Origin of the sequence: Caballeronia sp. LZ008 (assembly GCF_031451435.1) — a bacterium.
GTDB lineage: Bacteria > Pseudomonadota > Gammaproteobacteria > Burkholderiales > Burkholderiaceae > Caballeronia > Caballeronia zhejiangensis.
This window is the reverse complement of sequence record NZ_JARUXK010000001.1, coordinates 2,654,960-2,676,570: the sequence shown is the minus strand read 5'-3', so window position 1 is coordinate 2,676,570 and position 21,611 is coordinate 2,654,960. Positions and strand designations below refer to the sequence as shown.

The window sequence follows — 21,611 nt, the reverse complement described above, 5'->3', positions numbered from 1 at the left end:
TTTCGGGGGGGGTCCTAAACACCGGCGGCGATGCCACGTGCGCAATTTACCCCCTGGGCGTTGATGGCCGCCGGCCCGCCCCCCCCCCACCCTCGACCGTGAGCGAAATGCGGGTCAGGCAACCATGTACTCCCTGAACGGCGTCACGAGCCGCTCGCGTAAGTCTGGCGGTACGTTTCCAAGACCTGCTTGGTCAAACGTATCGACGTTCATTTTGAAGAACGCTCGCTCAACGCTCCGTAACAACGTAATGGCATTTGGGTATAGCGCGAGGAGCTGTTCTACAGCTTCCAATGCGCTAGCGTATCGGGCATCAGTCGGGGTGTAAGGATAGTTGTGCTCTCGTAGCAGCCAATCATTAGCGAAGAGAGTCGCGAGTCCTTCTTCCATGACCGGTGCATTTACGCCGCCACTTGGGGCCAACAGGTGAACACATTCGTGGGCAAGCTGATATTCGGCTTGCAACCAGTAGTCTTGCGCCGACGTCGAGAGTTGGATTGCGACGTGCTTGGCGCTGCCCGGATACCAGATTCGTGGGCCGGTTGATTCGAATTCAACCCCTACTAACGTGTAGGTCTCGTCGCGGCTGCCGTATTTCGACTCGATTTCTCGCAAAATTGTGGCCGTTCGGCTCGCCAGGGTCCGTCGGTACCCGCCGGGCGTTGGATGGGTGATAAAAAAGTCGTCGTTCATGTCTGCTCGAGAACTGGTGTCACCTGAGGTGGCGTCGAATGCTTTTAGCAAATTCCCGTCGGATTTGACACCGCTGCTGTGAGGAAAGACATAGATGCTCCGGCACCGCAGGAAGTTGCGCCCCCGAGGTGGTCATGCTAGGAGAGACGAGCGCGGCTCGACAGTTGTGCTTCCTTAGACACGACGCTGCTACGGATTTGGCGATGAGGCTCGCCGTTAGCTGTCGACGCTCTCGTCCAACCCTTACAACGGCTTCGGGCGCTTCGGTTTTGCCGCCAATCTCAGTTGCCGGTTCTGGAAGCAAATTTTGCCCGAGCCTTGCTGCATAAGGGCGCGCGGGGTGAACCGAAAACTGGTAACAAACTTGGTGCTCGCAAAGTCTTGCACTTCCTGGAAACAGGACGCGGAGTCTGCGAGCGGCGGGATTGTCTCAGGGGCTTGATGGCAGGGGGTTTGGAAGAGAGGCTCCGTTGCACCCAACATGCGCGCGGTGCACGTTTTAAATTGGCAAGAATAAAGAGGTCCGCGCATGTCGCGGACCTTTTTCATTTTCACGCGCCGATCACCCATCCGCCGATCGCGGTCAGCGCCACGACGATCACCGGAGACACGCGCCCCACGACGAGCAAACCGAACGCGGCCAACGCCAGCGCGACATCCGCACGCGAATGCACGGCGCTCGTCCAGACCGGGTCGTACAGCGCCGCGCCGAGAATGCCGACGACCGCCGCGTTCACGCCGCCCATCGCGCGCTGTATCGCGTCCCGCTGACGCAACGTCTCCCAGAACGGCAGTGCGCCGAGCACGAGCAGAAACGCGGGCAGGAACATGGCGACGAGCATCGCGAAACCGCCGATCCATCCGCCGAGCGGCGCGGGCATCACCGCGCCCAGAAACGCGGCGAAGGTAAAGAGCGGCCCCGGTACGGCTTGGGCCGCGCCATATCCGGCGAGAAAAACATCGTTGGGCACCCATCCGTTCGGCACGACGCTCGCCTGAAGCAGCGGCAACACGACGTGCCCGCCGCCGAAAACGAGCGAGCCCGACCGGTAAAACACCGACGCCATCGCGAGCCAGTTCGCGCCGGTCCAACCGGCGACGCCCGGCAGCAAAGCGAGCAGCACGAAAAAAACCGCGAGCAGCATCGCGCCCTGCGTTCTGCCGATGCCATATCGCCGATGCTTCGCCGACGCCAGATGCGTCAGCGTCAACATCCGCCAGCCGATGATTCCGCCGAACGCGATGGCGCCCAATTGCCCGGCGGCCGACGGCACGGTCAGCGCGATCAACGCGGCGGCCACGGCGATGCCGGCCCGCAACCGGTCCGGACACAGCGACGTCTTCATGCCCCACACCGCTTGCGAGACGATGGCGACCGCCGCGAGCTTGAGACCGTGCACGATCCCGGAGTGAATCAGCTGCGCCGAGTGCGCCAGGCCGAGGGCGAAGAGAATCAGCGCAATCGCGGACGGCAACGTGAAGCCGGTCCATGCCGCCAGCGCGCCGATCCATCCTGCGCGCGCGAAGCCGATCGCGATTCCGACCTGGCTGCTCGCCGGCCCGGGAAGGAACTGACATAGCGCGACGAGATCGGTGAAGCTCGTGTCGTCGAGCCATTTCCGGCGTTCGACGAATTCAGCGCGAAAGTAGCCGATGTGCGCGACCGGTCCGCCGAACGATGTCAGGCCGAGTTTGAGAAACGTCGCGAACACTTCGAACGGCGTTCCGCGCGCGGACTTCGGTTCATGCAAAGCCATCGTCCTGTGGACAACCTTGTTGGCACATCGTCGCGTTAACTGTTGGCGCTTTCTGAACAACTCGACGTCCGTCGAAACGACGCGAAAGTTGTCCCGAGTTCAGGCCGAAACCACGCCCGCCATACCGGAGTTGTCGGCGCGGTAAACCTCTGACGTAAAAAGCGCATTGCCAGTTATCCACCGATTTGCGGCGAGCTTGTTAACTACTACCACGTATACATACGAACTCTTTCGTTTACTCAGACAACGTGGCGGCACTGCCCAAAACATCGGCGCTCATTCAGGCGGCAACGCCATGCGCGTGTCTCAACCGTTCGCGGCTGTTGCTCAGATGCATGCGCATCGCGGCGCGGGCATCGTCCGGGTCCTGACGCACGATCGCCTGATAGATCGCCTTGTGCTCGCTCAGCACACAGCGCAGACGTTCGATCTGATCCAGCTCCGCGATTTCGGCCTTGCCCAGCCGCGTGCGCGGACTGACGCCGCGTCCCATCTGACTAAGCACGTCGTGGAAATAGCGATTCCCGCTCGCCCGCGCGATCTGCAAGTGAAACTCGACGTCGTGTTGCAGCACGTCTGTACTTCCGTTCGAGAGTTGCTCCTCGAAGCGCTTGAGCGCGGCGGCGATCTGCTTCAGATGCGCGTCCGTGCGCCTGCCGGCGGCGAGCGCGGCGGCGGCGCCTTCGAGATCGATGCGAAATTCGATGATCGCCATGATGTCCAGCAGGTTCGACAGGTCGGCATCCGCGAGACGCACCGATTCGCGTTCCTCGGGCGAGCGGATGAACGTGCCGACGCCGTGCCGCGTTTCCACGACGTTCGCCGCCTGCAAGCGCGACACCGCCTCGCGCACCACGGACCGGCTCACCGACAGTTGCTTCATCAGCGCGGCTTCGGTCGGGATCTTGTCGCCGGGACGGAGAACGCCGCGTTCGATATCCTCGATCAGAGTTGCGACGACTTTATCGGTGAGACTGGCCATGGTGATTCGCTGCTGATGGATATTGTTCGGGGAAGCGCGGCGTTTACGCGCGATGTCAGACGTCTTGGCTTCGCTTAGGATCGGTCGACGCGCATGGCGCGATAAGGCTCGCGCGTGGGGATGTCCGACGACGCATCTTCCTGCGTGGGGAACGCTTCGTCAATTCGACGCGGCCCGCATGTCCTGCGAATTGATATAAGACATCATATAAGTAGAATTAGACGATTCTTAGCAGAAATCTCTTAAACTAAAGGAATGCAGGGTTTACGCCGCTGTCGTTTTCCCGCGTTTCCACAGTACCCTGTGTTAAGACGTCCGATAACTACGTGAGTTCGGACTTGCCGCTTTCCAATCAGATCGCCGTCGTCACAGGGAGGCATCATGCCGTCTTCGTCACCATATCAACCGCTGCCCAATACATTCCGAACGTCGCTGCGCGAGCGCAAGCGGCTGATCGGATGCTGGATGTCGCTGGCGAGTCCGATCGTCACCGAACTCGTCGGCGTGGTCGGATTCGACTGGATGCTGCTCGACGCCGAGCACGCGCCGAACGACGCGCTCACGCTCATCCCGCAATTGATGGCGCTGAAAGACAGCCCGAGCGCGCCTGTCGTGCGCCCGCAGGCCAACGATCCCGTCGCGATCAAGAAGCTGCTCGACGGCGGTGTCGTCAATTTCCTGATTCCGTTCGTCGACAGCGCCGCCGATGCCGAGCGCGCCGTCGCCGCGACGCGTTATCCTCCTCAGGGCATCCGCGGCGTGTCGGTCGGGCATCGCGGCAATCGCTACGGCACGGTTCCGAACTACTTCCAGGTCGCGAACGACAATATCAGCGTCGCGGTGCAGATCGAGAGCCGCGCGGCGGTCGAAGCGATCGACGAGATCATCGCGGTCGAAGGCGTCGACGCGCTGTTCGTCGGACCGTCGGATCTCGCGGCATCGTACGGTCACATCGGCCAAGCGAACCATCCGGACGTGCAGGCGGTCATCGCACATGTGTTCGAGCGCGCGCACGCGGCCGGCAAGCCGAGCGGCATTCTCGCGCCCGTGCAGGAAGACGCCGAGCGCTATCTGGCAATGGGCAGCACATTCGTCGCCGTGTGCGCGGATCTGGGGATGCTCAGAAACGCGGCGCAGGGCGTGCGCAAACATTTCATCCCGGACTGAGCGTCGCGCTCGACAAACCGGCATCGAAAATCGACATCAAGGAGCGATACATGCAAAAGGCAGGCTTCATCGGACTGGGCATCATGGGCAACCCCATGGCGGCCAATCTTCTCAAGGGCGGCGTCCAGCTCGCGGCATTCACGCGCAGCGGCGTGCCCGCCGATCTGACCGGCGCGGGCGCCACGGCCTGTGATTCGCCCGCGGCCGTCGCGGAGCAGGCCGACGTCATCTTCATCATGGTGCCGGACACGCCGGACGTCGAACGCGTGCTGTTCGGCGAGAACGGCGTCGCGAGCAAGCTGAAGAGCGGTCAGATCGTCGTCGACATGAGCTCGATTTCGCCGATCGCCACGCGCGAATTCGCGGCGAAAGTGCGCGAGAAGGGCGCGGATTATCTCGACGCGCCCGTGTCCGGCGGCGAAGTCGGCGCGAAGGCCGCGTCGCTGACGATCATGGTCGGCGGCGCGCAAGCCACGTTCGACAAAGTCAAGCCGCTTTTCGACCTGATGGGCAAGAACATCTCGCTGATCGGCGAAGTCGGCGCGGGACAGGTCTGCAAGGTCGCGAATCAGGTGATCGTCGCGGCGACCATCGAGGCGGTCGGCGAAGCGCTCTTGCTCGCATCGAAGGCCGGCGTCGATGCCGAAAAGGTTCGCACCGCGCTGATGGGCGGCTTCGCGTCGTCGCGCATTCTCGAAGTGCACGGCGAGCGCATGACGAAGCGCACGTTCAATCCGGGCTTCCGTATCGAGCTGCATCAGAAGGATTTGAATCTTGCGCTCGCGACGGCGCAATCGCTCGGCGTCGCGCTGCCGAACACGTCGACGTGCATGCAGTTGTTCAATGCGTGCGCCGCGCACGGCGGCAAGGCGTGGGATCACTCGGGCATGGTGCGCGCGCTCGAGATCATGGCGAATCACGAGATCGGGCAGGACAAGAAGTAAGCGTCAGCCTTTCCCGTCTTCGCTAAACACTGCCGGCCTCGCGCCGGCAGTGTCGTTTTCGCAACCGGCTTTGTGCTTCTGTAGTTGTCGGACGTCCTAGTTTAGAAGGCCAGCGTCCGAACATGCGCTCGGTGTCCATCGGCGTGTAAGCCATATACGACAAGCCTAGAGCCGAGAAAGGGTAAACACGCGATTGGCCCCGAAAGCATCTCGCCATAGAATGTCATCAGACAACGTACCACGAGACGCGATCCGGAGACATCCCTTGAACACGATTCCCGCCACGCCAGCCGCCGATCTGCTCGAATCGGCCAGCGCCAAGGTCAAGCGCCATGTGCTGCCCTTGTTCCTCATCATGTTCATCGCGAACTACATCGATCGCGTGAACGTCGGTTTCGTGAGCTCGCATTTGCAGACCGATCTCGGCATCGGCGCGGCGGCGTACGGTCTCGGCAGCGGTCTGTTTTTCATCGGCTATGCGCTGTTCGAAGTGCCGTCCAACGTGCTGATGCAGAAGTACGGCGCGCGCGCGTGGCTCACGCGCATCATGGGTACGTGGGGCGTCGTCGCGGCGATGATGGCCTTCGTGCAGAACGAAACGTCGTTCTACGTGCTGCGCTTTCTCCTGGGCGTCGCGGAAGCGGGATTCTTTCCGGGCGTCATCTATTACTTCACGCAATGGCTGCCGCAGAAGGAACGCGGCAAGGCGATCGCGATTTTCCTCGGCGGCTCGGCATTCGCATCGATTCTGTCCGGCCCGATCACGGGCGGTCTGCTGTCGATTCGCGGTCTCGGCCTGCACGGCTGGCAGTGGATGTTTCTGATCGAAGGCGGGTTCTCCGTCATCCTGTGCGGCGTGAGCTGGATGCTGCTGAAATCGCGCATCAGCGATGCTCACTGGCTCTCCGTCGACGAGCAACGCGCGCTGCAAAACGCGATCGCATCCGAACAGGCGGAACGCGAAGCGGCCACCGGCGGCCACATTCCCGCGATCAAGCTGCTGAAAGATCCGCAGATCGTGCTGTTCTGCTTCATGTATTTCGCGATTCAGCTCACGATTTATGCCGCGACCTTCTGGCTGCCGACGATCATCCGCAAGATGGGCGGCCTCACCGATTTCCAGGTCGGCCTCTACAACACGATTCCGTGGATGATCGCGATCGTCGCGATGTACTGCTTCGCGCTGCTCTCGGCGCGCTGGCGCTTCCAGCAGGCGTGGGTCGCCGTGGCGCTCGTGATCGCGGCATGTGGCCTGTTCGCATCGACGACCGGCAACGCGGTGCTGTCGTTCGTCGCCATCTGCTTCTCCGCGATCGGCTTCAAGGCGGCGTCGTCGCTGTTCTGGCCGATTCCGCAAGGCTATCTCGATGCGCGCGTCGCGGCTGGCGTGCTCGCGCTCATCAACTCGGTCGGCAATCTCGGCGGTTTCTTCGCGCCTGCGACCTTCGGCTATCTTCAACAACATACGGGCTCGGTGTCGGGCGGCTTGTACGGCCTCGGCGTCGCATCGCTGATCGCGGCGGTCGCGGTCTTCTTCACGCGCAACCGCCGCTCGGATCGCACGCCGGACGGCCACGTCGCGCATCAAGGCGCGCACTGAAACCCGCTTCAACCTCTCTGGGAAGGATCACGCTCATGTCCACGAACACTCCGAAAGTCACCGAATTGCGCGTCGTGCCGGTCGCGGGCCGCGACAGCATGCTCATGAACCTGTCCGGCGCGCACGGTCCGTTCTTCACGCGCAATCTCGTGATCCTGACGGACAGCGCGGGCAACACGGGCGTCGGCGAAGTGCCGGGCGGCGAGAACATCCGCCAGACGATCGACGATGCGCGCTCGCTCGTCGTCGGACAATCGGTCGGCAATCTGCATGCGGTGCTGAATCAGGTCCGCACGAAATTCGCCGATCGCGACGCGGGCGGCCGCGGCCTGCAAACCTTCGATCTGCGCACGACGATCCACGCCGTCACCGCGCTCGAAGCCGCGCTGCTCGACCTGCTCGGCAAGCATCTCGGCGTGCCCGTCGCGGCCTTGCTCGGCGAAGGCCAGCAGCGCGATGAAGTGGAAATGCTCGGCTATCTGTTCTACATCGGCGATCGCCACAAGACGGATCTGCCGTATGCGTCCGGCGCGGACGGCAAGGACGATTGGGACCGCGTGCGTACCGAAGTCGCGCTGACGCCTGAGGCGGTCGTGCGTCTGGCCGAAGCGGCACAAGCGCGCTATGGCTTCAACGATTTCAAGCTGAAGGGCGGCGTGCTCGCGGGCGATGCGGAAATCGAAGCCGTCACGGCGCTCGCCGAGCGTTTTCCGGATGCGCGCGTGACGCTCGATCCGAACGGCGCGTGGTCATTGGCCGAAGCGATCCGCCTGTGCCGCGACAAGCACGACGTGCTCGCCTACGCGGAAGATCCGTGCGGCGCGGAAAACGGCTACTCCGGCCGCGAAGTGATGGCGGAATTCCGCCGCGCGACCGGCCTGCCGACGGCGACGAACATGATCGCGACGGACTGGCGTCAGATGGGTCATGCGATCCAGTTGCAATCGGTCGACATTCCGCTCGCCGATCCGCATTTCTGGACGATGCAAGGCTCGGTGCGCGTCGCGCAGATGTGCAACGACTGGGGCCTGACGTGGGGCTCGCATTCGAATAATCACTTCGACGTGTCGCTCGCGATGTTCACGCACGTCGCCGCTGCCGCGCCGGGCAAGATCACCGCTATCGACACGCACTGGATCTGGCAGGACGGCCAGCGTTTGACGCGCGATCCGCTCCAGATCGTCGGCGGGAAAGTGAAGGTGCCGGAAGCGCCGGGCCTGGGCGTCGAATTGGATATGGACGAAGTCGAGAAGGCGCACGAACTGTACAAGCAGCATGGACTCGGCGCGCGCGACGACGGCGTCGCGATGCAATATCTGATTCCGAACTGGAAGTTCGACAACAAGAAGCCGTGTCTCGTCCGCTAGAGGTTCTTTAGCCTTTCAGACGTTCGATGAGCGCGATCGCCGCCGCGGGATTGCGCTCCTTGAATCCGCTGATGACGTAGAGAAACACATCGCGCGATGCGGCTTTCGGCGCAGCCTTGCCGAAGGTCTGCAAGTCGTCCGGCGGGCCGCCCGACGACCACGTCTTCGCGCGCTCGGCCCAGCGATCGAGCGCCGCTTTCGCATAGCCCTTCGCCTGCTTGTCGGTCGTGCCCATGATGCGCGCATAGACGAACGGCGCGGTGATATCCGCGATTTGCGGATACTTCGAATCCCCCGCGATGACCACCGCGACGCGATACTTCCGCGCGAGCGCAACGAAGGCCGCATCGCAAAAGCTCTCGTGCCGAACTTCGACCGCGTGACGAATCGCGCGGCCTTCCACTTTCGCGGGCAGCAGTTCGAGAAAGCGTTCGAAGTCCTCCGGATCGAACTTCTTGGTCGGCGCGAATTGCCAGTTGATCGGGCCGAGCTTGTCCTTCAGTTCGAGTACGCCGCTGCCGAAGAATCGCTCGATGGTATCGCCCGCTTCGGCGAGCACCCGGCGATTCGTCGCGTAGCGCGGCGCCTTCAGCGAGAACACGAAGTCGTCGGGCGTTTCGTCGCGCCACTTGATGAACGTCGCGGGCTTTTGCGCGCCGTAGAACGTGCCGTTCACTTCGATGGACGTCAGCGCGCGGCTCGCGTATTCGAGTTCGCGCTTTTGCGGCAGATCGTCCGGATAGAACGTGCCGCGCCACGGCTCGAACGTCCATCCGCCGACGCCGACGCGAATGCGCGCGGTCTTGCTTTTCGAGGTGGCCATCGCGCGCTTACTTCCGGCCGGCATCGAGCGAACCGTCCGGCTCGCGCGTCTCGGTCACGACTTGGTTGAAGCCTTCGTCGAAGAGAGGTGCGGGAGATTCGTCGCAGTGCATGCTGGCCATTCCGTGGATAAGGGAAGCGCGTCCGTTCTCACCGAACGGACGCGCCGGGTCATGCACCTATGCTGGCGCAGTCTAAAAAATTCACTGGCCGAAGAAGATATTGCATTGCGGCCCGCGCGTGCAGGGCTTGGAGGCCGGACTGTCCATCGTGCCCATCGTGGTTGCGCCGGCCGCGCCGCGTGTCATCGGCGAGCCGCCGTAGGACGTGTCGGTCGACTGGCCCTGCATGGCGCTTTGCGCGGGCGCGGCGGGATCGGTCCAGGTGTCGGCGGTGGCCTGTCCCGGAACCTGCGCGGTGCGGTAGTAGGACTGCTGAGCCGATGCGAGACCGGCAGTGGCGAGTAACGAGGCGGCGAGCGCCGCCATGGCGATACGTGATTTCATGTCGACTCCTTGATCGAAAGGCGCGTTCGCGTGTACGCCGCGCAACGCTGTTCGCTGATTCGAATCGTTGATCCGCACGGAACGTGCCACGAGTGCTGCATGTGCCATGCATGGCGCTGGCGAGCGGATATTGGCGCCGGTTCCCGGCGAGGCTGCCGCGGCGGGTTTCCCGGACTTGTTCGAATGTGATGCAGACGGAGCGCCGGTGCGCTTGCCGGCGAATGGGACCCGCGGGTCCGCAGAAGACGCATGCCGCGCTGCACTCTTCGTTATAGGCCGTCGCTCCGCGATTGAACAGGGCAATTGAACGCGCATGGCGCTCGCGGTCGCGTGCGTGACGCGAAGCTGTCGATCGCGCCATCGCCTAGAATGCGATGGCTAATCCACGAACGCAGGGACATCGCCGCCATGACCGTCACCATCTATCACAACCCGAAGTGCGGGACTTCGCGCAACACGCTCGCACTGATCCGCAACGCGGGCATCGAGCCGGCGGTGATCGAGTATCTGACGCATCCTCCGAGCCGCGAGACGCTCGTTGCGCTGATCGCGCGCGCGGGACTGTCGGTGCGCGAAGCGCTGCGCGAGAAGGGCACGCCATACGCGGAACTCGGCCTCGACGATCCGAGCCTCAGCGACGAACAACTCATCGACGCGATGCTCGCGCATCCGATTCTCATCAACCGTCCGTTCGTCGATACGCCGAAGGGCGCGCGGCTGTGCCGGCCATCGGAGCTCGTGCTCGATATCCTGCCCGAAGCGCAGAAGGGGCCGTTCACGAAGGAAGACGGCGAAGTCGTCATCGACGGTTCCGGCAAGCGTGTGCGCTAGGACACCTTCGTTTTCGCTGACCGTTACCTGACGTTACCTTTCTGGCAAACCCGTTGCACCTGTATCCGTCATCGCTTTCTAGACTGCACTGACTCACACGGCACTCGGTGCAAGGAGAAAGCGGCATGAAGAAGAAACTTCTTGGTACGGCGATCGGGCTGGCGGGGCTCGCGGCACTTGCGATATCGGCATCGGCGAACGCGCACGTCGATGTGGCGGTGGGCGTGGGCGTGCCGGTCTACACGCAGCCCGTGTACGCGCAGCCCGCGGTGCCGGTCGGCTATTACGGATATGGATACGGCGATCGCGACGAACGCTGGCGCGAGCGCGAATGGCGTCGTCACGAATGGCGCGAGCGCCGCTGGCATCACGAGATGCGCCGCGAGCAACGCTGGCGCGAGCGTCATGAATGGTAAAAGCGCGCGGGAATCCGCGTTCGAACGCGGCGCGCCGAAAGGCTGCGCCGCGTTTTTACATGCGTCATGCGACGCCATGACGCAGGTCGACCTGTTCAAGGCACGCCGATTCAAGCCGTAAACACGTCGGTGTTGTCGGATACTCGTGCTCTTTCGCCGCGAATCCCTTTTAGCGAATCTTTTCGTCGCACCGCGCGTGCGGCGTCGTTTGCTCAAAGCACGAGCGATATCCCGTCCACTTTCAGCGATGTTCAGTCCCGTCAGCATTCTCGTCGTCACGGCGCTGTCGAGCATCCTCTCGATACTGGTGCTGATCTCGCTGCTCTCGCACGCGATTGCGGGCGTGCCGCGCTGGCTTGGGGCGAACGTCATCGCAATCGTTTCGCTCTTGCTTTTTGCCGTGCAGAACGTGGCGCCGGCGTGGCTCGGCATCGTCGTCGCGAATCAGTTGCTCGCCGCGACGGTCCTGCTCATCTACGAAGGCTGCAACGATTTCTTCGACGTTCGCATGCGTCCCGCGCAGCGCTGGGCCGGCTGGATCATGTGGCTCGGCGTGATGGCGGGCATCGTCTACTTCACGTATGTGACGCCGGATGTGAATGCGCGCGTGGTGATTGTGTCGGCGTTTCATGCCGCGTGCGATTTCGCGATCGCCGGACGCGTGCTGATCGAGCGTCCGAGGGAACGGCCGCGCTATAACTACTTGTTCGTCGCCGGCGCGGCGGCGCTCGGCGCGCTCGGCCATACGGTGCGCGGCGCGATCTACGTCGTGGAGCCGCCCGCGCAGACATCGCTGCTGCAGCCCGGCGTGATGCAGATCACGTTTCTCGCGCTCGGCATTCTCGTGCTGCCGTCGCTGTGCATCGGCCTCGTGATGATGGCGCACGACCGTCTCGCGCAGCGGCTCGAACGGCTTGCGCGCTTCGACGATCTCACCGGCGCGCTTTCGCGCAAGGCATTGCTGGCCGGCGCGGGCGAGCGTCTCGCGCGGGCGCGGCAGGAAGGCGAGTGCGAGTTCGTCGCGGTCATCGACATCGATCACTTCAAGAGCGTGAACGACCGCTACGGTCACGCGGCGGGCGACGAAGTGTTGCGCCATTTCGCGTCGATCGTGCGCGCGCGCATTCGCGAAGACGATGCGTTCGGGCGTATCGGCGGCGAGGAGTTTTGTCTTTTCTGCACGGCGGCGCGCATCGACGATGTCACCGCGCTCGTCGAGCGGCTGCGCAAGACCGTCGAGGCGACGCCGTGCGCCGCGCCCGGCGGCCTGCTGCATTACACCTTCAGCGCGGGCATTGCGATGTGGGACGGGCGCGAGCCGCCCGCATCGCTGATGGCGCGCGCCGACGGCCTGCTCTATGCCGCGAAGGTCGCGGGTCGCAATCGCGTGAAAGCGCCCGCCGCCGACGCGTTCGCCTAAGCCTCTTCGACGTCCGCGTATTTCTGGCGTTCGTCTTCCGGCTTGCTCATCCAGCGACGCAACAGACGCTTCTCGACGACGCGCCCGATCGTGAGCAGCGCGATCATCAGGATCATCGCGATGAACGCGAGGCTCCAGACGCCCAGTCCGCAGACGATGCCCACCGCCGCCGTCACCCAGATCGACGCCGCCGTCGTGAGCCCGCGCACGCGATTCTCGCGCGGATTCTGCAGGATCACGCCCGCGCCGAGAAAGCCGACGCCCGTCACGATGCCCTGCACGGCGCGCGACACGTCGGCGTCGTTGGAGAGCGTCATCGAGAAGCCTTGCGCGCACATGGTCGCGATGCACGCGCCGAGCGACACGAGCCCGAGCGTCTTCATGCCGGTCGGCTTGCCGTGCAGATCGCGATCGATGCCGATGATGCAGCCGATCAGCATCGCGGCCAGCATGCGCAACACGGCGTCGGCGAGAATGGGATAGGGAAGCATCGCGTGTGAAAAGGTAATCGTAAGCCGGGCCATCTTCGCATGCGGCGCCGGCGCGCGCGCAATTTTGGCGCGCTAACGTGCCGGTTCTGCTTTATATCGAACGCAAAACGGGGAGACGAAGTGACTCAGATGCCGAAATTCACGATGGTCGATGCCGCGCCGACGCCCGTCGGCCCTTTCTCGCACGCAGCCGAAGCAGACGGCTGGGTGTTCCTCACCGGTCAGATGCCGACCGATCCGAACGACGACGGCGCGCCGTTGCCCGAAGGCGTCGCCGCGCAGACGCGCCGCGTGATGGACAACCTGATTCTCGTGCTGAACGGCGTCGGGCTGACGCTCGACAATGTGGTCAGCGTGCGTATCTTTCTGACCGAGTTCAAGCGCGACTACGACGCGATGAACGCGGTGTATCGCTCGTACTTTCTGCCGAAGCCGCTGCCGGCGCGAACGTGCATCGGCGTGACGGGGCTTGCGCGCGATGCGCTCGTGGAGATCGATTTCGTCGCGAAACGTCCTTGAGCGCGATTACTTCCGTTTCGACGCATCGACCCAGCGGAAAGTGAGATTGATGCGCTCGCCGCGCGCCCCCGGCTCTTTCGGCACGCGATGCACCCATTCGCGCTGCGTGCGCCCGCGCATCACGAGCAGGCTGCCGTGTGTGAGCGCGAGCGTGTGCGTCGCGTGCGTGCGCGCGTGACGAAACTCGAAGGTGCGCGTCGCGCCGAGACTCACCGATGCGATCACCGGCTCGGGCCCGAGTTCGCGTTCCTTGTCGGCATGCCATCCCATGCTGTCGAGGCCGCTGCGATAGCGGTTGAGCAGCACGCTGTTGAAGCGCGCATCGCAGGCGGCCTCGGCGCGCTCGCGAAGTTGCGCGACGGCGGGCGTCCACGGCTGCGGCACATTGCGGATGCCGGAATAGACATAGACCGCGTCCGGTTCGCCTTGCCACGCGGTCAGGCGCGGCAGCGGCACGCGACCGCCCGGCGTGGTCATCGTGTCCTGCTGCCAGGCGACTTCCGCGATCAGGGCGCCCATCAGATCGGAAGCCGCGTCGGCGTCGATCCAGTCCGGATGCCACGCGATGTCGGGCTTGGGAATGTCGTCGAAGAGATCGAACATGACTGTGGTGCGAGACGGCGGCGGAAGGAACGTTCACGATAGCAGAGCCGCCGGGCGGCGTGATTGCGGAGTCGTTTTCTTGCCCGCGAACCCGCTGTGCTACATTGCCCCAATCATCTCAATAACGTCGTGCGAGGGTCGGAACATCCGCTTTGGCCTTTTCGCGCGACGACGGCAACGGGGAACTGCATGAACACCACCGCCCAAGCAAGCGGCGGCACGGTGCCGGGCCGCCGCATCCTGCTCGTCGACGACAGCGTCGATGCGGCGCTTGCCATGTCGATGCTGCTCGAAGCGCTCGGCCATGAAGTCCGCACCGAGCATGACGGCCCGCGCGCGCTCGCATCGCTCGACGATTTCAAACCGGATGTTGTCGTGCTCGATATCGGATTGCCGGGCATGAGCGGCTTCGACGTCGCGCGCGAAATGAGAAAGCGCGACGCGACCCGAAGCGCGCTGCTGCTTGCATTGACCGGCTGGGGCAGCGATGCCGATCGTCGCAGCGCGCTCGACGCGGGCTTCGATCATCATCTGACGAAGCCCGTCACCATCGCCGATCTGGAAGCGCTGCTCACGAAGCCCTGAGCGCGCTCACTCCACGCGCAGCCGCGCCATGTACGGAAGGTGATCGGACAGCCACGCGGTGTCCTGCGTCGGCACGAGCCATTCGACCGGCTTCAGGCCGCGCACGAACATCTTGTCGAGCGCGAGCGCCGGTGAGAAAGCCGGAAACGTGCGGCCCGATTCGCCGAGCATCGTCGCGACTTCGCTCATGCCGAGTTCGCCGAAAAGCGGCACGGAGTCGTTGCGCCAGTCGTTGAAATCGCCCGCCAGCATGAGCGGACCTTCCGGCGCTTCCTTCGCGATCCAGTGCGCGATCCAGTTCATCTGACGCAGCCGCGCCTGCCGCGTCAACGCGAGATGCGCGCACAGCAATGTGATGGCCTGACCGGCGAAGGTCGCGCGCGCGACCAGCAAGCCGCGCTTTTCGAAACGATGCGCGGAGATGTCCCAGCGCCCGGAAAGATCGAGCGGATGCGGCGAGAGAATGGCATTGCCATGCCGCCACGACGGCTTGAACACGTTCGGTCCGAGCGCGATCTGCAATTCGAGCGCGGTGGCGATCTCGGTCGCCTGGCAATGCCAGACATCGTCGAGCGGCGCGTCGAACGGCTTGCCGAAGCCGCTTGCGAGCACGGGCTGCGGCATGCGCCGCGCCATCGCTTCCTGAAGAAAATAGACGTCGGCGTTGGTGGTCTGAACCCACCGTTGCATCGCGGTCCACGCGCGCAGGCCGAGGGGCGAGCGGCCCTTGTGCAGATTCCAGCTGACCGCCGTGAAATCCGGCGTGGCCGAATGAGCGGACGGGCCTGGCGGAAGATGTTCTGGGTTTCGCATGCGTTCTTTGTCTCGAGCGGCGGCCTCTTGAGTCTATGTCACCGCGGTTGTCATTGCGCCGCCGCCGGCGACCCCAGGCTCGCGCGTACCCGGTAGGCGAGCGACGGATTGCTGTCGATGAGCTGCCACTGCGCCCATTCGCCTGGCTTGAGCGCCAAGCCCGGATGCGATCCGCTCACCTGACGCGGCACCGGCGGCAGCTTGCAGCCCGAGGGCGATGCGCGCGAGCTGTCGTCCTGCAAGGTTTCCTGCGCGTCGATGGCGAGCGTGATGTCGTCGGCGTTCGCGCGCGTCGGCGAAATGGTGATGGTGCGTTGCAGATCGATGTCGCCGGCAGGCTGATCCGCGCAGCCGACGCGATTCTGCACCTTGTTGTGATGCGTGTCGGTGCGCGCCTGTCCGACGTTCGTCGTGCCGGAAAACGAGTCGATCTGTTGTCCGTCGCGCACGACCTGCAACTCCCAGGTCACCGGTTGCGATGGCGCGGTCTGCGCCTGCGCGTTAAGCGCGCCAAGACCGGCGCCCGTCATGAGCGCGGCATTCAGAAAGACGGTGCGTATCGTTTTATGCATTGAAAGCGACTCCTGCGCGCGGACTGTTCGGATGGCGGCGCGGCTGGCGCGTCGCTGGATCGGCGTTCTCCGGCGAATTCGTTGTGACACGGCGGCGCAGGTACGGTTCAGCCAGACCGCGCAACACACAATTGTGGACGAACGAAACGAATCTCAACCTGGTCTGACGCGAAGCAGATTTCGAACCCGCTCGCCGCGTCGTCCGACGATGATACTCGCACGCTTTGCGCGCATCGCGATTAGCAGCACACGCGTTCGACTGCTCGCTTGCGTGCGGTTTTGGCGTCGATACACTGGACTCGTCGACCATAAAAATTGACGGGGTGTGACATGACGACGGCCGTGGTCAAACAGGAACTCGCAGTGGCATCGTTCAGCAAGGTCTACAGTCTCGACGATGTGGAGTCCGCGCTCAACGATCTCTCCGAAGGCGCGAACGACGCCTTGCGCGCCACTTACGAAAAAATGCTCAAAGTGGGTAATCTGCGTTTCTGCGTGAAGCCGAACCGCATGCCGTCGGTGGACGATCTCGCCGCCGACCTGCCGAATTTCGAGGAGCCGCTCGCCGATATCCGCAAGCAGATCGCGCTGTGCCTCGAAACCGACGATCGCCTCGAACTCATGCCGATGCTGCTGCTCGGCGAGCCGGGCATCGGCAAGACGCACTTCGCGAAGCAGCTCGCGCGGCTGCTCGGCACGTCGAATCACTATGTCGCGATGAGCTCGCTGACGGCGGGCTGGATCCTGTCGGGGGCGTCGTCGCAATGGCGCAATGCGAAGCCCGGCAAGGTGTTCGATGCGCTCGTGAACGGCAGCTACGCGAATCCCGTCATGACCGTCGACGAAATCGACAAGGCCACCGGCGACGCGCAATACGATCCGCTCGGCGCGCTCTATGCGCTGCTGGAGCATGACACGGCGCAGACTTTCGTCGACGAATTCGCCGAAGTGCCGATCAACGCGGGCAACGTCGTGTGGATCGCGACGGCCAACGACGCGCGCGCGATTCCCGAGCCCCTGATGAATCGCATGAACGTCTACGAAATTCCGCCGCCCGATCGCGACGGCGCGCGGCGCATCGCGCAGTCGATTTACGCCGAAATCCGCAATGCTCATTCGTGGGGCGCGCGTTTTCCGGAAACACTCGGCGACGCGCCGCTCGACGCGCTCACGCAGGCGTCGCCGCGCGGCATGCGGCGCGCGATGCTGAACGCGTTCGGCAACGCGCGTATCGACGGACGGCATCACGTCGAAGCGCGCGACATTCAGATCGACCGCAACTTGCGCAAAAAAGCGATCGGCTTCTGAAAGCGCGCCGTTCGCGAAATTGCCGAAAAGGCCGCCAAAACCTGTCGTTTTTGACATCTGGCGGCCAGATTCTTGCCTTTTTCTGAATTGCACCGGAAAACGATCTAATCGGCGTGCATTTGTTGTGTAACGCGCAATAGTCCCGAACGTAAAATAGTTGGGACAAATCTGCCGCGGAAGAAGACATGGATCGGATCGAGTGCGTAGTAATCGGGGCGGGCGTCGTCGGACTGGCGATCGCCCGCGCGCTGGCCAAGCGCGGCCGCGAAGTCATCGTGCTGGAGGCGGGCGAGGGCATCGGCATCGGCACGAGCTCGCGCAACAGCGAAGTCGTTCACGCAGGCATCTACTATCCGCGCGGATCGCTGAAGGCCGAACTGTGCGTGCGCGGGCGCGACATGCTCTACGCGTTCTGTCAGGAGCACGGCGTGCCGCACCGGCAATGCGGCAAGCTGCTCGTCGCGACGGCGCGCAATCAGGTGCCGCAACTCGCGGCGCTGGAACAGAAGGGCATCGAGAATCGCGTGAAGGGACTCGTGCGCATCAGCGGCGCACAGGCGGCCGAGATGGAGCCGCAACTTCAATGCGTCGAGGCGGTGTGGTCGCCGCTGACGGGCATCGTCGACAGTCATCAGTACATGCTCGCGCTGCAGGGCGAGGCGGAGAATCACGGCGCGAATATCGTGTTCCATACGCCGGTCACGTCGATCGATGCGCGCGAAGGCTGCTTCATCGTCGAGACGGGTGGCGAGTCGCCGGCGCGCTTTCGGGCGTCGTTTCTCATCAACAGTGCGGGCTTGCATGCGAACGAGATCGCGCGGCGCATTCGCGGACTCGACGATCGTCACGTGCCGCCGCTCTACTTCGCGAAGGGCAACTACTTCAGCGTGAGCGGACGCGCGCCGTTCGAGCGGCTCATTTATCCGATGCCGAACGAAGCCGGCCTCGGCGTGCATCTGACGATCGATCTCGGCGGGCAGGCGAAGTTCGGTCCGGACGTCGAATGGGTGCAGGCGCTCAATTACGACGTCGATCCGCGTCGCGCCGATTCCTTCTACGCCGCGATCCGCGCGTATTGGCCGGGTCTGCCCGACGACGCGCTTCAACCCGCGTACGCCGGCATCCGTCCGAAGCTGTCCGGTCCGGGCCAGGCGGCGGCGGATTTCGTGATCCAGGGCAAATCGGCGCACGGCGTGCCGGGACTCGTGAACCTCTTCGGCATCGAATCGCCGGGATTGACGGCATCGCTCGCGATCGCCGAACGCGTCGCCGACATGGCGCGCTGACTGTCATGCGACTTTCCGCCGTGCCTTATCTCTAACATTTGGCGTCGTCGACTCGCTTTCAGGTTGCTATGCTCGGGTATCGCCGTCGCCAAGAACGGCGCTATCCCCCAATACAACATGGAGTGAGTCACCATGAAGACATCACGTCGCACGTTTCTCATTACCAGCGTGGGCGTCGCATCGACGTTCGCGCTCGGCTCGAAAGCGGCCTTCGCCGCCGACGCCCCGAAAGTCGCTGAAAGCGATCCCACCGCGCAGGCACTCGGCTACAAGGAAGACGCGAGCAAGGTCGACAAGGCCAAGTTCGCGAAGTACGCCGCCGGGCAGGACTGCGGCAACTGTCAGTTCTATCAGGGCAAGCCGACGGACGCCTACGCGCCGTGCCCGATGTTCAGCAACAAGCAGGTCGCGGCGAAGGGCTGGTGCAGCGCCTATGTGAAAAAGGCATAAGCGCGGCTCGCGCCCGAGCCGAAGCGCGCCCGGCCGAAAGGCACGGCGCGCTTTTCTTCGTTCGCAATTAGCTTGATCGGGAGAAAAACCGTCTTTACACTCGCCAAGGAAAAAAGAGCCGCGCGTTCGCATCTTTAAAGCGCGGACACCCACTGACCTTGGGGGATCGCATGCCAGGAAGAGCATTGAACGCGCGCGCCGTGATGGCGGCGGTCATCGGCAACGCGCTGGAGTGGTACGACTTCACCGTGTTCGGCTTCATGACGGTCGTCATCGCCCGCTTGTTCTTTCCGAGCAGCAGCGATTATTCGTCGATTCTTCTGACCACCGCGACCTTCGGCGTCGCGTTCGTGATGCGTCCCGTGGGCGGCATCGTTCTCGGCCTGTATGCGGATCGCGCGGGGCGCAAGGCGGCGCTGACGCTCGTCATCGGACTGATGACGCTCGGCATTCTCCTGCTCGCGATAGCGCCGCCGTATTCGGCGATCGGCATCGGCGCGCCGCTCGTCATCGTGTTCGCGCGGCTGCTGCAGGGATTTTCCGCTGGCGGCGAGTTCGGCAGTTCGACCGCGCTGCTGATCGAAGCGGCGCCGTTTTCGAAGCGCGGCTTCTACGGCAGTTTCCAGATGGCGAGCCAGGCGGCGTCGCTCCTGCTCGGCGCGATGGTCGGCTCGGCGATTTCGCGCGGACTGTCGCCCGAAGCGCTCGATTCATGGGGATGGCGCGTGCCGTTCATCTTCGGTCTCGTGATCGGGCCGGTCGGGCTGTACATTCGCCGCAACATGGCCGACACCGAAGCGTTCCTGCACGCGAAGAAAACCGCGCGCCGCGCGACGCTCGGCGAAGTGTTCAGCACGCATGGCCGCGAGGTGCTGTGCGGGCTCGGCTCGGTGATCGCGTTGACGGTGAGCGTGTACGTGCTGATCGCCTATCTGCCGACGTTCGCCGTCAAGCAATTGAAGCTGCCGTTCGGTCAGTCGTTCACGGCGTTGATCGTCGGCAATCTTCTGCTGACGGTGCTGTCGCCGGTCACGGGCGCGTGGTCGGATCGCATCGGGCGCAAAGGGCTGTCGCTGTGGTCGCTCGCGATCACGCTCGTCATCATCTATCCGCTTTTCGCGTGGCTCGCGGCGGAACCGAGCGTGATGCGGCTCGTTGTCGTGCAGGCGCTGCTGTCGATCGCGCTGTCGGGATACTACGGGCCGTTCGGCGCGCTGATCGCGGAGCTGTTTCCGGCGCACGTGCGCTCGACAGGGCTTTCCCTCGCGTACAACATCGCGGTGATGATCTTCGGCGGCTTCGGACAGTTCATCGTGACGTGGCTCATCCGCGTGACCGAATCGCAACTCGCACCCACGTTCTATGTGATGGGCGGGCTCGTGCTCTCGCTGATCGCGGTGGCGTGCATCCCGGCGACGCGCCATGCGGATGTCGACGAAGCGCGCGACCTCACGCGTTAGGCGGACGCCGACTACACGGCCGGGCGCGCGCAGGCGATTCTTCCTAACCCGTTCGGACAGGTGGCATGGGGCGAACGTTGGCGGTCATAATCTGCCCATCGTCGTGCAAATGCGAGGGCGGAAAATGGTTAGGACCGTTGAATTAATCGAGCGTAAGTATGAAGCGGGGCGGGCAGCGGGGCGGTTGTCGAGCGAATGGGGCGAGATGCCGTTGCTGGATTCGGAGAAGCTCGTCGTGGTTCCGAAGCACAGGCTGGCGCTGTACATTGCGCGGCTTCAAGAGGTCGAAAACGAGCTTTGCCGGCGGACAGTCGACGAGACGTTCGAGTTGATGGAGGCGCAGGGCGTCAGTTTTCTTACGCCGGCAGATCTGGAAGAGGAGGAAACGTCGCAAGGTGGGAAGCCTCTGCGAGCGCGGCGCATACGTAGGACGCGGGCGCCGAAATCGTCGTTTCTCAATATGTTCGCGAAACGAACGAAGCAGGCCGGATGATGGGGCGCGGCGTGAAGTTCTTGATGCCGAGCTGGTGTGATTATCACCAGTGGCGCAGCTCGGATGCGAAGACCTTCGAGAAGCTGACGAGCCTGATCGATGAGTCCTGCCGCAGCCCGTTCAAGGGAACGGGCAAGCCGGAACCGCTCAGGCACGACAAAGCGTAGTCGCCGCGCATCGTTCGCTGCCGCGGCCACCACGGCGACAACCAGCGCTTACCGCTCCAGCCCCGCCTTCACCAGCAACTCGGCCAGCACTTCCGTCATCCCGCCTTCATGCGCTTCGGCGCGTTCCTTCAACTGCTTGACGAGCTTTTCATCGAGCTTGCACGCGAACGGCACGAGCCCCTTCGCCTGATCGAGCTTGCGCTGTTCACGCCGATCTACCTTCTGCGCATCCGCTGCGCCCACGCGTGCCCGGCCGCCCTGCTTGAGGTCGTTGGCGAGTTTGAATGCCTTGTTCTGTTCCAGTTCGAATTTGTTCACGCGATGCTCCGATGCGACGATTGATTGCAAGTCCGACATTG

25 protein-coding genes are annotated in these 21,611 nt (G+C 63.6%); 15 read left to right on the top strand and 10 right to left on the bottom strand.

Annotation, left to right across the window (positions count from 1 at the left end):
• Window positions 1-114 precede the first annotated feature (114 nt).
• The 3 genes from QCE49_RS12475 to QCE49_RS12465 all read right to left on the bottom strand — a co-directional run bounded on the left by QCE49_RS12475 (window position 115) and on the right by QCE49_RS12465 (window position 3,432).
• Window positions 115-693: a hypothetical protein gene (locus QCE49_RS12475; protein ID WP_250460276.1), complete on the bottom strand. Its 579-nt coding sequence runs from the start codon at window positions 691-693 to the stop codon at window positions 115-117.
• 551 nt (window positions 694-1,244) lie between these two features.
• Window positions 1,245-2,450 carry a chromate efflux transporter gene (chrA, locus tag QCE49_RS12470; RefSeq protein ID WP_250460278.1) on the bottom strand — a complete coding sequence of 402 codons (1,206 nt, stop codon included), beginning with the start codon at window positions 2,448-2,450 and terminating at the stop codon, window positions 1,245-1,247.
• Window positions 2,451-2,730: 280 nt separating this feature from the next.
• Entirely contained in the window at window positions 2,731-3,432 is a 702-nt protein-coding gene (locus QCE49_RS12465; RefSeq protein ID WP_250460280.1) for a FadR/GntR family transcriptional regulator, read from the bottom strand.
• A gap of 381 nt (window positions 3,433-3,813) precedes the next feature.
• On the opposite strand from QCE49_RS12465, the gene garL reads away from it, so the two are divergent.
• From garL to gudD, 4 genes are all read left to right on the top strand, one after another.
• Window positions 3,814-4,599: a 2-dehydro-3-deoxyglucarate aldolase gene (garL, locus tag QCE49_RS12460; RefSeq protein ID WP_175979608.1), complete on the top strand. Its 786-nt coding sequence runs from the start codon at window positions 3,814-3,816 to the stop codon at window positions 4,597-4,599.
• Window positions 4,533-5,543 (top strand): 2-hydroxy-3-oxopropionate reductase, encoded by a 1,011-nt coding sequence (locus QCE49_RS12455; RefSeq protein ID WP_268811673.1) that lies wholly within the window; start codon window positions 4,533-4,535, stop codon window positions 5,541-5,543. Before garL ends, QCE49_RS12455 begins: the two co-directional genes overlap by 67 nt.
• A gap of 265 nt (window positions 5,544-5,808) precedes the next feature.
• On the top strand, window positions 5,809-7,143 hold the full coding sequence (locus tag QCE49_RS12450) for an MFS transporter (RefSeq protein WP_008352655.1): 1,335 nt from the start codon (window positions 5,809-5,811) through the stop codon (window positions 7,141-7,143).
• Window positions 7,144-7,178: 35 nt separating this feature from the next.
• Window positions 7,179-8,510 carry a glucarate dehydratase gene (gene gudD, locus QCE49_RS12445; protein ID WP_175979607.1) on the top strand — a complete coding sequence of 444 codons (1,332 nt, stop codon included), beginning with the start codon at window positions 7,179-7,181 and terminating at the stop codon, window positions 8,508-8,510.
• A gap of 7 nt (window positions 8,511-8,517) precedes the next feature.
• Here gudD and QCE49_RS12440 read toward each other — a convergent pair whose 3' ends face one another.
• Window positions 8,518-9,333 (bottom strand): DUF72 domain-containing protein, encoded by an 816-nt coding sequence (locus QCE49_RS12440; protein WP_250460283.1) that lies wholly within the window; start codon window positions 9,331-9,333, stop codon window positions 8,518-8,520.
• A 202-nt stretch (window positions 9,334-9,535) separates the two neighbouring features.
• Window positions 9,536-9,838 carry a hypothetical protein gene (locus tag QCE49_RS12435; protein ID WP_239295478.1) on the bottom strand — a complete coding sequence of 101 codons (303 nt, stop codon included), beginning with the start codon at window positions 9,836-9,838 and terminating at the stop codon, window positions 9,536-9,538.
• A gap of 408 nt (window positions 9,839-10,246) precedes the next feature.
• Between QCE49_RS12435 and arsC the strand changes: the two genes are divergently transcribed.
• From arsC to QCE49_RS12420, 3 genes are all read left to right on the top strand, one after another.
• The gene (arsC, locus tag QCE49_RS12430) at window positions 10,247-10,669 is read left to right on the top strand and encodes an arsenate reductase (glutaredoxin) (protein ID WP_008352660.1); all 423 of its coding nucleotides are present in this window, start codon (window positions 10,247-10,249) and stop codon (window positions 10,667-10,669) included.
• 125 nt (window positions 10,670-10,794) lie between these two features.
• Complete coding sequence (locus tag QCE49_RS12425; protein ID WP_008352663.1) at window positions 10,795-11,085, top strand: hypothetical protein; 291 nt, start codon at window positions 10,795-10,797, stop codon at window positions 11,083-11,085.
• A gap of 247 nt (window positions 11,086-11,332) precedes the next feature.
• Complete coding sequence (locus QCE49_RS12420) at window positions 11,333-12,505, top strand: GGDEF domain-containing protein (protein WP_250460294.1); 1,173 nt, start codon at window positions 11,333-11,335, stop codon at window positions 12,503-12,505.
• Here the strand turns inward: QCE49_RS12420 and QCE49_RS12415 are convergent.
• The gene (locus tag QCE49_RS12415) at window positions 12,502-12,996 is read right to left on the bottom strand and encodes an MgtC/SapB family protein (RefSeq protein ID WP_051996639.1); all 495 of its coding nucleotides are present in this window, start codon (window positions 12,994-12,996) and stop codon (window positions 12,502-12,504) included. The genes QCE49_RS12420 and QCE49_RS12415 overlap by 4 nt on opposite strands.
• Window positions 12,997-13,125: 129 nt before the next feature.
• Between QCE49_RS12415 and QCE49_RS12410 the strand changes: the two genes are divergently transcribed.
• Window positions 13,126-13,515 (top strand): RidA family protein, encoded by a 390-nt coding sequence (locus tag QCE49_RS12410; protein WP_008352667.1) that lies wholly within the window; start codon window positions 13,126-13,128, stop codon window positions 13,513-13,515.
• A gap of 6 nt (window positions 13,516-13,521) precedes the next feature.
• On the opposite strand, the gene QCE49_RS12405 is transcribed toward QCE49_RS12410, so the two are convergent.
• Window positions 13,522-14,118, bottom strand: coding sequence for an alpha-ketoglutarate-dependent dioxygenase AlkB (locus tag QCE49_RS12405; protein WP_175979604.1), 597 nt, complete (start codon window positions 14,116-14,118; stop codon window positions 13,522-13,524).
• Window positions 14,119-14,307: 189 nt separating this feature from the next.
• On the opposite strand from QCE49_RS12405, the gene QCE49_RS12400 reads away from it, so the two are divergent.
• Window positions 14,308-14,703 carry a response regulator gene (locus tag QCE49_RS12400; protein ID WP_008352671.1) on the top strand — a complete coding sequence of 132 codons (396 nt, stop codon included), beginning with the start codon at window positions 14,308-14,310 and terminating at the stop codon, window positions 14,701-14,703.
• Between the two features lie 6 nt (window positions 14,704-14,709).
• Here the strand turns inward: QCE49_RS12400 and QCE49_RS12395 are convergent, their stop codons facing one another.
• Window positions 14,710-15,516, bottom strand: coding sequence for an endonuclease/exonuclease/phosphatase family protein (locus tag QCE49_RS12395; RefSeq protein ID WP_008352672.1), 807 nt, complete (start codon window positions 15,514-15,516; stop codon window positions 14,710-14,712).
• A 50-nt stretch (window positions 15,517-15,566) separates the two neighbouring features.
• The gene (locus tag QCE49_RS12390) at window positions 15,567-16,088 is read right to left on the bottom strand and encodes a hypothetical protein (protein ID WP_239295483.1); all 522 of its coding nucleotides are present in this window, start codon (window positions 16,086-16,088) and stop codon (window positions 15,567-15,569) included.
• Between the two features lie 330 nt (window positions 16,089-16,418).
• On the opposite strand from QCE49_RS12390, the gene QCE49_RS12385 reads away from it, so the two are divergent.
• The 6 genes from QCE49_RS12385 to QCE49_RS12360 all read left to right on the top strand — a co-directional run bounded on the left by QCE49_RS12385 (window position 16,419) and on the right by QCE49_RS12360 (window position 21,252).
• Complete coding sequence (locus QCE49_RS12385; protein ID WP_008352674.1) at window positions 16,419-17,396, top strand: AAA family ATPase; 978 nt, start codon at window positions 16,419-16,421, stop codon at window positions 17,394-17,396.
• A gap of 185 nt (window positions 17,397-17,581) precedes the next feature.
• Window positions 17,582-18,682, top strand: coding sequence for an NAD(P)/FAD-dependent oxidoreductase (locus tag QCE49_RS12380; RefSeq protein WP_175979601.1), 1,101 nt, complete (start codon window positions 17,582-17,584; stop codon window positions 18,680-18,682).
• 132 nt (window positions 18,683-18,814) lie between these two features.
• The gene (locus tag QCE49_RS12375) at window positions 18,815-19,132 is read left to right on the top strand and encodes a high-potential iron-sulfur protein (protein WP_008352676.1); all 318 of its coding nucleotides are present in this window, start codon (window positions 18,815-18,817) and stop codon (window positions 19,130-19,132) included.
• A gap of 170 nt (window positions 19,133-19,302) precedes the next feature.
• Window positions 19,303-20,592, top strand: a complete 1,290-nt coding sequence (locus tag QCE49_RS12370; protein WP_175979600.1) for an MFS transporter — start codon at window positions 19,303-19,305, stop codon at window positions 20,590-20,592.
• Between the two features lie 124 nt (window positions 20,593-20,716).
• On the top strand, window positions 20,717-21,085 hold the full coding sequence (locus QCE49_RS12365; RefSeq protein WP_250460296.1) for a hypothetical protein: 369 nt from the start codon (window positions 20,717-20,719) through the stop codon (window positions 21,083-21,085).
• 23 nt (window positions 21,086-21,108) lie between these two features.
• A complete protein-coding gene (locus QCE49_RS12360) occupies window positions 21,109-21,252 on the top strand; it encodes a type II toxin-antitoxin system YoeB family toxin (protein ID WP_250460299.1) in 144 nt (47 codons plus the stop codon).
• A 48-nt stretch (window positions 21,253-21,300) separates the two neighbouring features.
• Here QCE49_RS12360 and QCE49_RS12355 read toward each other — a convergent pair whose 3' ends face one another.
• The gene (locus tag QCE49_RS12355) at window positions 21,301-21,609 is read right to left on the bottom strand and encodes a hypothetical protein (protein ID WP_008352684.1); all 309 of its coding nucleotides are present in this window, start codon (window positions 21,607-21,609) and stop codon (window positions 21,301-21,303) included.
• Between the last annotated feature and the right edge of the window lie 2 nt (window positions 21,610-21,611).